Raw genomic sequence first — 13,759 nt, forward strand, 5'->3', positions numbered from 1 at the left:
GGATACCTTTGCACATCTAATGCTAATAAATGAGAAAAGTAAAGATTGTATTGGGGTTGTTGTTTTTAGGACTTGGAACAATGGCTTATGCACAAACCACACAGGCTTCCATTGTAGGAAAAGTGACCGGGCCGGGAAGTTCGGTTCAGGAAAAAGTGAAAGTTACGATTGTAAATGAATCTACAGGGTTCAGAACCGAGACAGAAACCAACTCAAAAGGAGAGTATATCTTTAAGGAAATCCCTCTTGGAGGCCCTTATACAGTGATTGTAAACGATGATAAGAAAGAAGGATACAGTGTGAACTTTGGAGACCAGGTTACCGTAAACATGGACTTGGGAGGTGAAAAGCAGATTGAAGAAGTAAAAATCACCGGAAACCTTAAAAACAAAATTGGAAATCTTGGTGCTGCTACAGCTATTTCTGCAAAAAACATCGGTATACTTCCTGTAAACGGACGAAACTTTGCCAGTCTTACGGATCTTTCTCCTTTAAGTGGAAAAAACGGAAGTATTTCAGGACAGCTAGGCTCTTCTACCAACTTTACTATTGACGGGATGACTGCGAAAAACCCTACTTCTGCAGGAGCTACTACCAGTCGAAGCGGTGCTCCTTTTTCTATTTCAATTGAAGCAGTACGTGAATTTAAGATTACGACCAACCAATATGATGTGACATTGGGAAGAAGTGGTGGTGGAACAGTAAGTGCCGTTACCAAATCAGGTACCAATAAATTTTCCGGAAGCGCCTGGGAGTATTTAAGAACCAACTGGCTTTCCAGTCCATATGACATTAGAGGAAATAAGAGAGAAAATGATTTCTCTACTTCTCAGTTTGGATTCACTTTGGGAGGACCCATCATTAAAAATAAATTACACTTCTTTGTAGCTTGGGATCACCAGCTGGATTCAAGACCATTGCAGATTGCAGATATCAAATCGCAGGATGATGAGAAAAGATTGAACATTAATGCAGGAACTCTTAATAAGTTTCTGGATATTGCAAGATCAAAGTATGGGGTAGGAAACACTCCTCAATTCGGAAGTTTTGATAAGGTAAGAAATTCTGATGCAGCATTTTTACGTTTAGACTGGCAGATTAGCGAAAAGCATTTATTGACGTTAAGAAATAACTTTACTCACGATCTGAATAAAAATGGGCTTGTTGATAATACAAGCATTAACTTCTTTGAATCTTATGGAAATGACAAAAACCTTGATAACAGCTTGTTATTAACACTAAGGTCAAATCTGAAGCCTAATTTAACCAACGAATTAAAAGCTCAATATCTCTATACATTTCAGGATAGTTACCAAAACAATGAACTAGGAAAACCTGTTCCAAGAGCAATTGTAGAGAATATTTCAACTCCCGGTTTAGGAGCTACCAATATCCAGTTTGGAGGACACCGTTACGGGCAGGAAAGCTTTAAAAACAATGTATTTCAGATTGTAGATAACCTTTACTATAATACGGATAAGGTTAAATATACTTTCGGGGCTGATTTGATGTATACTTCATCCAAATCTATATACGGAAGTGAAGTGAACGGAAGATTCCATTTCAGAGAAAATATTACAACCAATCCGGATAATAATCTTTATAATTTTGAAAAACTCACTCCTTATAGATTCTACAGAGAAGTTCCTTTAATGGATGATATCTCTGTAAGATCCAATATCTGGAACATCGGGTTGTATGGGCAATTTCAGACAAAGATTGCAAAAGGTCTTGATTTGATGGCAGGGATAAGATTGGATTACGGAGGATATCCAAAAGCAGAGTTCAACCAAAAGTTGTTTGATGAAATGGGAATCCGAACGGATAATAAGATCAAATCATTTGTTATCCAGCCTAGGTTCCAGTTTGACTGGAATATTAACGAGGAGAATAAGGACTTCATTAAGTTTGGAGCAGGGATATTCTCTTCCGATATCAACAATTATATGATCATTAATAATCTTGTATTTGATGGAAAACATTTAGCAACGGTAGATGTAGATCCGGCAGTGGCAGGTATTACTCCTGATTTCTACAGTTACAGAGATAATTATAATACGGTACCTACACTTCCTAAGGATCAGATGCCGACTATTAATTATACAGGAAAAGATGCTAAAATTCCAATTGTTTATAAGGCTAATATCTCCTATACCCATTTCTTTAATGAAAGATTCCGCGCAGGAATTGCCGGTTATATGGCATTAGGAAGAAATAACTACTATTATTACGACAGAAACATGGTATCCAATCCTTTCTTTACCTTGGATAATGAAGGAGGAAGAGGAGTATATGTTCCGATTTCAACGATCAAGGGAACGAAATTAGACTGGAAAGAAGGAAGAATTAATAAAAATTTCGGAAGAGTACTGGAATTGGTAAGTGATGGTAAAGTCAATCAGTTCTCTTTTGTAGTAGATACAAGTTACCGCTACTGGAAAGACGGAGAAATTACCGCAAGTTATACATGGTCAGACATCAAGGACAATACTTCATACAACGGAAACGTAGCCAATTCTGCAACATTATCAACTCTTATTCAGAGTGATCCTAGAGATTTAAGAATGACGTATTCTGACAATCAGTTCCGTAACAAAGTTGTAATCTATGGTAACTCACCTACCATTGCCGGATTTACTTTAGGTCTTAGATATTCAGGAATGGGAGGAACACGTTTCTCTATGACATCAGGAGGAAACATTAACGGAGACTTTGTAGATACCAATGATCTTGCCTATATCTTCCCGAATATTGCAGAATCTATCTTAAACGATCCTCAGGTAGGGCAGGCATTGAAAGATTATGTGAAGGAATACAACGGTAAGATTGCAGAACGTAATGGCGGAAAGAATGGATTCTATGGAGTTTGGGATATACGTGTAGCCAAGAAAATAAAATTTGATAAAATTGGTGCTTTTGAACTTTCTGTAGATATTTTCAACGTAGCGAACCTACTTAACAAAGAATGGGGAGTTAACGAGACATATGGAAACACTTCCATGTACAGAATCAAAAATTTCAATCCGGCAACCAGACAGTTCGAGTATGAAAAAAACATTAGTGGTAGCGGTTTAGCGCCTCTATCAGGAAATCCATACCAGATCCAGATTGGAGCAAAGTATAGTTTTTAATCAGTAATAATTTCTTAAACCACAAAAGACTTAAAAGGCTGTCTTTTGTGGTTTATATTTCTCAATAAGTCTCATATTAACTACCTTTATCAAAAGTTTCGGGACTTTGTTTTTAATTATCTAAATTATATTATGAAAAATTTTATCTTAGGGTTAGCAGTTTTAAGTACAGTTTTGATGAAAGCACAAACTCAGATTATCGCACATAGAGGATATTTTCAGGCTCAGCCTCCTACCACGGAAAATTCCATTACATCATTGGAGAATGCTCAGAAATTAAAGGTTTACGGATCTGAATTTGACGTGAGAATGACTAAGGATGGGGTATTGGTAATTAACCACGATGAACATCACGGTAAAATGGAGATTTCTGAAGCATCATTCAAGGAACTGGAAGCATTGAAGTTATCCAATGGTGAAAAGTTTCCTACCTTAAAGGATTATTTAAAGCAAGGGAAAAAAGATCCATCTGTAAAGCTTATTGTAGAGATCAAGCCAGCCAAAACTCCTGAAATTGAAAATGAGATTACTCAAAAGACCATTAAAATGATCAAGGATATGAAGCTGGAATCTCAAAGTGAATTCATTTCTTTCAGCCTGAATATCTGTAAGGAGATTAAAAAGCTAGCTCCTGCTTTTAAGGTTCAATACCTGAACGGAGAATTGTCTCCGGAACAAATTAAAAAAGAAGGACTTGACGGAATGGATTATCACTACAGTGTTTTTCAGAAGAACCCAACCTGGATCTCAGAAGCGAAAACATTAGGACTTATTACCAATTCATGGACAGTAAATGATGTTGCAGTATACGATGAGTTGAAAAAACAAGGAATCGGGTTTGTAACCACAAACATTCCTGAACAACTGAAAGATAAATAACACTTTTAAACAATCAATAAATTCCACAGTCTGCCTCTGCAAAGGGGCAGACTGTTGTTTTTTACCTTAAAATCACACTTTTTAACCATTAGAATACATTTTTGAAAATTTAATTTCATTTAATGTATTGAATAATAGTGCTTTATGGTTTATTATCTCAGGTGAAGACAATAAAGATACATTAATATAGCTATGAAATGGCATTAAGAATTATTAATCAATTAAATTATTGTAAATCAGCTATTTAATTCATTTTGTTAAGAAAAAGTTAATATAGTATTCAATAAATCTTTAATAAATGTTAAAATAGTGTTAAAGCCGTACTCGTAATGTCGCTCTAATTTTGCGCAAACAAAAAGGATATGCGTAAAGAGACACAAAAACTGCTGGTTTTGTCACTGTTAGGATTAGTCAGCGTCAATCTGACAGCTCAGCAGAAAGCTAAAAAAGACACGATCAAAGGAATTGATGAGGTAGTGGTAACTGCTTTGGGAATCAAAAGGCACGATAAGTCTTTAGGGTATTCAACTCAAACTGTTAAATCTGAGGAAATCTTAAAAACCCAGAATAACAACTGGGCACAGGCTTTAGAGGGTAAAGTTGCCGGATTGAAAGTTCAGACTGCGGGAGCCGGACCTCTTGGTACAACCCGTATCACGCTTCGTGGAGACATTTCCATGAATATGGGGAATAATGATGCTTTGATTGTTGTGGATGGCGTTCCTTTGAGTGGAAAAAAGACCGGAACCGGAACAGCGGCTTATGGTGCAGGCTCCGGAGGTGATCTGCCCATTGATTACGGAGACAGTTTCAATAGTATCAACCCTGATGATATTGAATCAATCTCTATCCTGAAAGGTCCTACAGCTTCAGCATTGTATGGCTCCAGAGGTTCCAGAGGAGCCATTATGATTACCACCAAATCAGGAAAAAGTAAAAAAGGAAAAGTTCAGATTACCTTTAATTCCTATTCAAGTTATGATAGCGTTCTGAAATGGCCGGATTACCAGTATGAATATGGGCAGGGAACCCAGCAGAAAGACAAAAACGGGAACTATTATTATTCTTACGGACTTTCTGTAGATGGGATCAATACCGGATCTACAAGTAGTGCATTCGGACCAAAATTTGCAGGACAGTATTACTTTCAATATGACCCAAACATAGAGGGACAAAGCTTGGAAAGAAAACTTTGGAGACCTTATACCAATAATATCAAAGATTTTTGGCAGGTGGGTTCTAACTATTCAAACAGCTTGTCGATAGAGCATTCTAATGAGACTACAGCTTTCAGAACATCTCTTTCCTATCTGAAGAATGAATGGATGATGCCGAATACAGGATTCAACAGATTGAATGCAGCCTTATCCTTAGATCATAAACTTAGCAACAGGCTGAAGATCGGAACCAAAATCAATTTTAGCCAGACAAAAAGTGATAACCTTCCTGCAACGGGCTACAACAACCAATCGATCTCGTACTTTATGATTTTCCAGAATCCTAACGTAGATCTTGCATGGTACAAACCCATCTGGAGAAAAGGACAGGAGCAGATAGAGCAGGTTCACCCTTTCAGCTCCTATATTGATAACCCTTACCTGATTGCATACGAAAACCTGAACGGAACCAATAAGAAAACAATTACAGGAAATATTAATATCAATTATCAGCTGGCAAAAAACTTTGATGTAACCTATAAAACCGGGGTAGAGTGGAATAATGAACTTCGTACGCAGAGAAGACCCTGGAGTTCTGCCAATTACCTGAAAGGTTTTTACAGAGAGCAATACATCAGATATCTGGATCTGAATAATGATATTTTATTCACCTATAAAAATAAATTCGGAAACTTTGGAGTAAATACTTCTGCCGGAGGTAATATCAGATATCATGAATACATCATGAATGATTACAGAGCCAATGGATTAAATAAAGTGGGCCTTTATCAGCTTTCCAATGCTACCTCTCTTGAAACCAAGCTTCCTAAGCCTAATGATAATCAGGTGAACAGTATGTACGCATTGGCCAACTTCAGCTATAAGGATATGGTATTTTTGGATGTAACGGCCAGAAACGACTGGAGCAGTACGCTTCCTGCTCATAACAGATCTTACTTCTATCCGTCCTTATCATCATCTTTTGTATTGTCAGATATCTTTAAAATAAAATCTGATAACCTGAATTTTTGGAAACTAAGATTATCATGGTCAAAAGTTGGAAATGATACCTACAACTATATGCTTGAAAAGTACTACGAAAACAGTGCATTTACAGGGTCTGTAGAATCTCCGCTATTATATCCGAATCCGAATCTTAAACCAGAAATGATTACCAACATAGAAGGAGGTATGGATTTTACAGTGCTGAAAAACAGATTGACTTTCAATTTCACAGCCTATCAAAACAACTCTAAAGACCAGTCAATTGTAATTCCTATGCTGTATGAAACAGGCTATAACAAAAGAATTATCAATTCCGGAGAGTTGAGAAACAGAGGAATTGAAATGACATTAAATGCTTATCCAATTAAGAATAAAAACTTTTCCTGGAATGTAAATGCCAACTGGTCCATGAACAGAAACAAGATTCTTTCACTTCCGGAAGAATATCAGGGAAAACCTTATACCATGGGAAGCGTAGGAAGTGTTGTATACTATAATGCTGTGGTAGGCGGATCTCTGGGAGATATTTATGGTTATGGATTACTATATTCTCCGGACGGGCAGGTAATTTATGATACTGATGGGTTAACAGCCAAGCCAACCGAAGTAAGAAAAATTGGAAATGCCTATCCAAAGTGGAGAGCAGGTCTTCAAAATGAATTCAAATATAAAAATATTAGCATTAGCTTCTCATTCGACGGTCAGTACAAAGGAATGGCCTATTCGCAGTCCCATCACAAGATGTCAGAACAAGGGAAGCTTACCCATACCCTTGCCGGAAGAGATAATCCCGGAGGTTTAATTGTAGGCCAGGGAGTGGTACAGAACCCTGACGGAAGCTTCTCACCAAATACAAAAGGAATTCCTGTGTCTACTTATTATGGAGATTATTACCGAAGAGCGAACGTGGAAACCAATTCATTTGACACCTCATTCATTAAGCTGAGAGATGCCAGAATCTCTTACTCATTCCCAAAATCAGTAGTTGAACCTTTAAAAGTTACAGATATCAGTCTTGCCTTATTCGGAAGAAACCTTTGGATGTGGACGAAGTTCCCATTATTTGATCCTGAAGCAGCAACACTGGATGATTCTACCATCACACCGGGAGTGGAAATGGGGCAGCTGCCTCAGGCCAGAACCGTTGGAATTCAGTTAAACGTTAAATTTTAAAATCAGAAAAAATGAAAAAATTAATCTATATATGTTCATTCCTAGCGCTTGTAGGCAGTACTGTTTCATGTGACAGGAGTCTTGATGAAATCAATAAAGATACCAGTAGAATTAATGAACCTGTTGCCAGTTCTTTGTTGGTTCCCATCCAGTACAATATGGCTTCGGTAGGATATAACAGAGCCAATGATTTTACCTTTGATATCATGCAGGTTTCTCTGGATTTTCCCAATGAAGGAAACTCACTGAGCCGTTATTACATCACAGAAAACACAGGAAATGGCTTCTGGAATAATTCTTACAGATGGTTAAAGCAGGTAGATGACCTTAGAAAAGCAGCCGTTGCTGAAGGAGATAAAAACTATCAGGCCATCTCAATGGTACTGAATGCCTGGATTTATTCTAACCTTACAGACACCTATGGAGATGTTCCGTTTTCTGAAGCATCACAATTGGACGGAAATATTTCACAACCGAAATTTGACAGGCAAAAGGATATTTATGTAAAGTTATTGGATGACTTAAAAACGGCAAACTCCCTTTTTGTTACCAATAAAATGCTTTCCGGAGGAGATTTATTCTACAAGGCAGACACAGATGCCAACGGAATTATCAACTGGAAGAAGTTCTGTAATTCTCTTTCTCTAAGACTTTTGACAAGGATTTTAAACAGAGATGGAGAAGTGAATGTTAAAGAAAGAATTCAGGAAATAACAAATAATCCAACAATATTTCCGATTTTCCAAAGTAATGCGGATGCGGTAAAAGTAGATATTTCAGGAATTTATCCATTAATGCCTCCTATTGCAAGATATCAGGATTTTACCACAGGTAGAGCCGCTTCAGAATTCTTTGTAGAGAGTATGAAAGCTAATAATGATCCACGTATTTCCATGTTTTTCTCTCAGGCAAAAGATCCTAAAGGAAATAATATTGGATACCTGGGTGCACCGTCAGGATATCCCTTTGGAACCGTATTTACCAATCAGCCATCAAACCTTAACCAGAATTTAGCTAAAGCACCATTAAAGATTTTTGTTTATCCCTATGCTGAACTTCAGTTTACATTGGCAGAACTGGCATTGAAGGGGATCATTTCTGGAAGTGCAAAGACCTTTTATGAAAATGGAGTAAAAGGTTCTATAGAACAATGGGGATCGGTGGTTCCTGCCAATTATTTTGATAATCCGAATGTAGCTTTCGGAACGGGAAGTCTGAAAAAAATTATGCTTCAGAAATACATATCGCTCTTCTTTGTAGATCAGCAGCAATGGTTTGAAAAAAGAAGAACAGGCTTCCCCGAATTGCCTAATAACGGTGGACTTTTAAATGGAGGAAATCTTCCTCAAAGATTAATGTATCCACCTAATTCAAGAGTTTTAAATATGGAGAACTATCAGGCGGCAGTTCAGGAGATGGGCGGTGACAATATCAACGTAAAAATGTGGTGGAATAAATAAACTTAATAAGTAAAAAGAAATAAAATGAGTATCAAAATAAAACTTTTAATGCCTTGTCTATTGATTTCAGCAATGGCATTCTCTCAATCTTCTGTTTCAGGATATGTATACGAAGACAGTAATAAAAACCAAAAGAAAGAAAACCGTGAAAAAGGGATTGAAGGAGTCGCTGTTTCCAACGGAGTTCAGGTTGTATTAACAGATAAAAACGGACGTTATAGCCTGCCAATTCAGGAAGATCAGACCTTTTTTGTGATCAAGCCATCGGGCTATCAGACCGCTTTAAATAGCAACAATCTACCACAGTTTTATTACCATCATAAGCCCAAAGGTTCTCCAGCAGATTTTAAGTACAAGGGAGTTGCACCAACCGGAGACCTTCCCAAGGAATTAAATTTCCCACTTTATAAGCAGAATGAAGATCGAAACTTTGATATTCTGGTTTTTGGAGATCCACAGCCTTATACCGAGAAAGAATTGGATTACTTTAAGAGAGGAATTGTAAATGAAGTTAAAAATACCAAGAAAAATGCAGTGCTGGGAATCAGTTTAGGAGATCTTGTAGGAGATAATCTAAGCCTGCAGAAACCTTATGCAGACGTAATGAAAGAAGTCGGGCTGCCTTGGTATAACGTCATGGGGAATCATGACATGAACTATGATGCTAAAGATGACCATCTTTCCGATGAAACCTTCGAATCCAATTTTGGTCCTGCCAATTATTCTTTCAATTATGGAAATGTTCACTTCATTATTCTGGATGACATCTTGTATCCTGATCCAAGAGATGGTAAAGGATATTGGGGTGGTTTCCGAGAAGACCAGCTGCAGTTTATTGAAAACGACCTGAAACTGGTTGATAAAAACAAACTTATTGTAGTGTCTTTCCATATTCCGTTAGAGCATAACAATGAAGACAGTTTCAGAAATGCAGACCGTCAGAAGTTATTCGATTTCCTAAATCCTTTCCCGAATGTATTGCTTTTATCGGCACATACCCATATTCAACAGCAGATTTTCTATGGTAAAAAAGCAGGATGGAATGGTGTAAAAGAACTACATGAATACAACGTAGGAACCACTTGCGGTGACTGGTATTCGGGAACACCCGATGAAGAGGGACTTCCTACTTCAACGATGAGAGATGGAACAGCCAAAGGGTATTCATTCATCAGCTTTACAGATAACCAATATAAAGTGAAATATAAGACAGCCGGAAAACCGGACGATTATCAAATCAAATTATACGTTCCAAAGGTGATTCCTTTTCCATCAAAAACTTCAGCAAAAGTATTGGCTAACTTCTTTATCGGAAGCAAAAAAGACAAGGTTGAATACAGAATAGACAACGGAAAATGGGAAGAAATGGAGTATGATGAAACCATTGACCCAAATTTTGCTCTTTCTGTTTTCAAATGGGACACCACAGAGAAAATTTTACAAGGAAGAAGACCATCCAATCCCGAAATAGCAAAACATATCTGGGAAGCAGACTTTCCTAAAAAACTAGCCTTAGGAAAACATAAAGTTGAGGTTAGAGCCGTAGATATGTATGGAAATCAATTCTCAGCTTCAGAAGAGTTTGAAGTGCAGAATGCCATCCAGATTCCTTAAGTTTTTCATTTTTTACTATACTTTTTTAGATTGAGTAGCCGGTTCATCGTGAGCCGGCTTTGTTTTTGCTGAAGTTTAAAGTTGTCGGAAAATACCTGAATATCAGTTTTAAATAAAAATTCAATAGAAGCGGGCTTTAGCCCGCTTTCTTAATAATACCCAATTCCAATGGCTTTAGCCTAAACTTATTATTTTGATTTTAGTGAAATTCAAGGGTTAAATATCTATCAAACCATTAAAAAACTATTAAATCTCTATTCTTTCCATTCCGTAAAAATGTTCTTTTGTAACTTTGTAACACGAAAAGTATTATTACTATGAATATAAACGGAAAAAATGCCATTGTAACAGGTGGTGGAAGAGGATTAGGTAAAGCTGTAGCATTAGCTTTGGCCAATGAAGGAGTGAATATTGCCATTACAGGAAGAAACGAAGAGAACCTTAAAAATACAGTTGACGAAATTCAAAAATTAGGAGTAAATGCTGCCTATGCAGTATTCAGTATTGATGATGAAGCAGCTGTAAAAGCAGGAATTGAAGCTTTAGCTGAAAAACTAGGCGGAGTAGATATTCTTGTGAACAATGCAGGTATTGGAGACTTCGGAACCATTGAAGATATGCCTTCTGAAACATGGGAACAGGTAATCAAAACCAATTTATTTGGAGTGTATTATGCAGCTAAGGCCGTACACCCATTTATGAAAGCTAAAGGAGAGGGTGATATTGTGAATGTAGCTTCCACAGCAGGATTAAAAGGAGGCCCGAATATGTCAGCGTATGCAGCCTCAAAGGCCGCTGTAGTTTCATTATCACAATCTATGATGGCAGAATGGAGAAAGCAAAACATCCGTGTAGTGACCCTAACACCAAGCACAATTGCTTCTGATATGAGTATTCAAGGAGGACTTACAGATGGAAATCCGGATACTGTATTACAACCTGAGGATTTTGCAGAATGGGTAAGAGATATCTTGAAAATGAACAGAAGAGCATTAATTGCTAATGGTTCTATCTTCTCTACAAATCCATAGAAATTAGAAAACTTAAAATTCAAGGTAAGATACGGAAACACCTGTAAGCTTGTCTTGAATAATGAAATCTAATAAAAGCGGGAAATCCAGTCAATGGAAGCCCGCTTTTTTATTTTACGTCCGAAAAAATAACTTTGTTTCTCACAGGTTATCCATCTTTCTCACAACAATCTGCTTAATCTCCATAATCAGCAAGAGTGTCATATCAGAATTCAATAAAAATAAGCTTCAGCCCACTGAACAAAATCATAAAATCCTCTGGCTTTAGCTAAAACTTAGCCTTTCTATTTTTTTAGCAATAATAACATTAGTATTTTTGCACCAAATTATTCACATGCAAAATTATTTAGAATTCAACTTCAAGATTACTCCATTGCAACCTTGGAATGAGATATTAATGGCAGAACTTATTGAAATAGGTTTTGACAGCTTTACAGAAGAAATTCACGGAATTTTAGGATATATCCAGACAGAGTTGTTTCACGAAGATCAGCTTAAAGCACTTTCCATCTTTGAAAACGAAAATGTAAAAATTGAGTATTCTTATGAAGAAATGCCAAACATCAACTGGAATGAAGAGTGGGAAAAAAACTTTTCTCCTATCAATATCGACGATAAAGTATTAATCAGAGCAGAATTCCATGAATCTGTACCGGGAATGCATGAGATTATCATCCAGCCTAAAATGTCTTTCGGAACAGGACACCACCCAACAACACACCTGATGATTCAGCAGATGATGGATATCGACTTTACCGGGAAGAAAGTATTGGATATGGGATGTGGAACTTCTGTATTGGCTATCTATGCAAAACAGCAGGGTGCAGGGGATACAAAAGCAATTGATATTGACGAATGGTCTGTAGAAAACTCAAAGGAAAATGCTGCGAGAAACAGTGTTGAACTTGATATTGAGCAGGGAACAGCAGAAAACCTTGGAAAGGAAAATTACGATATTATTCTGGCTAATATTAACAGAAATATTCTGATTTCAGATATTCCAACCTATGTTTCTGTGTTAAATGAAGGGGGGAAACTATTGCTTTCAGGACTTTGCTTCTTTGATGTAGATGATATTCTGGAAGTATGTAAAGAAAGTGGTCTTACCTTGAAGAAAAAGCTGCAGAGAGAAGAATGGGTAAGTCTATTGCTTGAAAAATAATAATAAAAACAAAATACAGATATGAAAACCTTGTTGACAGCTTTATGTATACTGATGTTGCAGCTTTTTGCAGCTCAGGAAAATGAAGTGTATGCGGATGGTGTTTTTGGTTTTACAGAAAATAAAACCCAGAAAATTTTTACAGATTGGACAAGAGTAAGAAAAGAGCCCAGTGTCAGTGCTCAGATCACAGACTCGTTACAGGTCAATCAACCCGTGATGGTTCTTCAAAAGGTAGAAACAGTTCCTGTTCTGAAATTAGGAGAAAGAAATGCCAATTGGTATAAGATTTCCTATCAGAAAGGAGATGTGACCTCTGAGGGATATGTTTGGGGAGGAAATCTTTGTGTAGGCTATCGTAATAAAAATGGGTATGATTTCCTTTTTGGTTTATCAAAAACAATAGATAGGAAAATTAAAACGCTTAATGAAACTGAGAAACAAAATATAGCAGGAATCAAAGTAATGGAGGGGAATACCCTGATTGATGAGGTATATTTTGATACAGGAAGAGGAGAAGAATTAAGTATAGCTGCATTCAATATTGAAAGCAATCACAAGTTACAGAATGTTGAGTTTACCCTGAAAGCAATGGTTTCGGGTGAAGCATGTGGTATTGCAACTTATGATCAATATGTTCTTTTTAAGGATAAAAAACTCATTGCACTGCCACAGTTGATGAACGTAGGAGATGCAGGTGCTTATTATCATAGTGAAGAATATGTTTTTCCAAATGATAAAGGAGGTATTTCCGATGCTTTTATCCTTAAGGTAGAAGATATGGAAACAGACGAAAAAGAAAGGGAAACAAAAAAACGTTCATCCAAGACTTATCTTTGGAATGGAACTTCTTACAGGTTGAAATAATATCTTCATTAAAAAATAAATGAACCACTGTACAATACAGTGGTTTTTTGTTTTAAAATCCTATTGAATGATAATGATAGATGAATATAAGTTCTGACAATAAAGAATCCTTTACAATAGTGTAGAGGCTTTTTTGGGGCTTTCTCATTTCTGTCACAATAGAGAAGAGAAATAAAAAATAGGATTGGAGTCAACCAATCCTACCCAAACATGATTAAGTGTATAGTTTAGCCATAATGGCTATAGGGAATATAAAGTTGCACAAAAAAATTATTGACCC

The 13,759-nt window shown here is 36.8% G+C and carries 8 protein-coding genes; all 8 read left to right on the forward strand.

Annotated features, from left to right (window positions below):
- The first annotated feature begins 29 nt into the window (after window positions 1–29).
- The 8 genes from EG359_RS19920 (at window position 30) to EG359_RS19955 (ending at window position 13,479) form a co-directional block, all read left to right on the forward strand.
- Window positions 30–3,131 (forward strand): TonB-dependent receptor, encoded by a 3,102-nt coding sequence (locus EG359_RS19920; protein ID WP_076357601.1) that lies wholly within the window; start codon window positions 30–32, stop codon window positions 3,129–3,131.
- Window positions 3,132–3,263: 132 nt separating this feature from the next.
- Window positions 3,264–4,010, forward strand: coding sequence for a glycerophosphodiester phosphodiesterase family protein (locus tag EG359_RS19925; RefSeq protein ID WP_076357603.1), 747 nt, complete (start codon window positions 3,264–3,266; stop codon window positions 4,008–4,010).
- Between the two features lie 362 nt (window positions 4,011–4,372).
- Complete coding sequence (locus tag EG359_RS19930) at window positions 4,373–7,345, forward strand: SusC/RagA family TonB-linked outer membrane protein (RefSeq protein WP_076357605.1); 2,973 nt, start codon at window positions 4,373–4,375, stop codon at window positions 7,343–7,345.
- Between the two features lie 11 nt (window positions 7,346–7,356).
- Window positions 7,357–8,805, forward strand: a complete 1,449-nt coding sequence (locus tag EG359_RS19935; RefSeq protein ID WP_076357607.1) for a SusD/RagB family nutrient-binding outer membrane lipoprotein — start codon at window positions 7,357–7,359, stop codon at window positions 8,803–8,805.
- Window positions 8,806–8,853: 48 nt separating this feature from the next.
- Window positions 8,854–10,419, forward strand: coding sequence for a calcineurin-like phosphoesterase C-terminal domain-containing protein (locus EG359_RS19940; protein ID WP_084180558.1), 1,566 nt, complete (start codon window positions 8,854–8,856; stop codon window positions 10,417–10,419).
- Between the two features lie 317 nt (window positions 10,420–10,736).
- Window positions 10,737–11,450: a 3-ketoacyl-ACP reductase gene (locus tag EG359_RS19945; RefSeq protein ID WP_076357609.1), complete on the forward strand. Its 714-nt coding sequence runs from the start codon at window positions 10,737–10,739 to the stop codon at window positions 11,448–11,450.
- A 334-nt stretch (window positions 11,451–11,784) separates the two neighbouring features.
- Window positions 11,785–12,612, forward strand: coding sequence for a 50S ribosomal protein L11 methyltransferase (prmA, locus tag EG359_RS19950; protein ID WP_076357611.1), 828 nt, complete (start codon window positions 11,785–11,787; stop codon window positions 12,610–12,612).
- A 21-nt stretch (window positions 12,613–12,633) separates the two neighbouring features.
- Window positions 12,634–13,479 (forward strand): SH3 domain-containing protein, encoded by an 846-nt coding sequence (locus EG359_RS19955; protein WP_076357613.1) that lies wholly within the window; start codon window positions 12,634–12,636, stop codon window positions 13,477–13,479.
- The last annotated feature ends 280 nt before the right edge of the window (window positions 13,480–13,759 follow it).

It is taken from the genome of Chryseobacterium joostei (assembly GCF_003815775.1).
Classification (GTDB): domain Bacteria; phylum Bacteroidota; class Bacteroidia; order Flavobacteriales; family Weeksellaceae; genus Chryseobacterium; species Chryseobacterium joostei.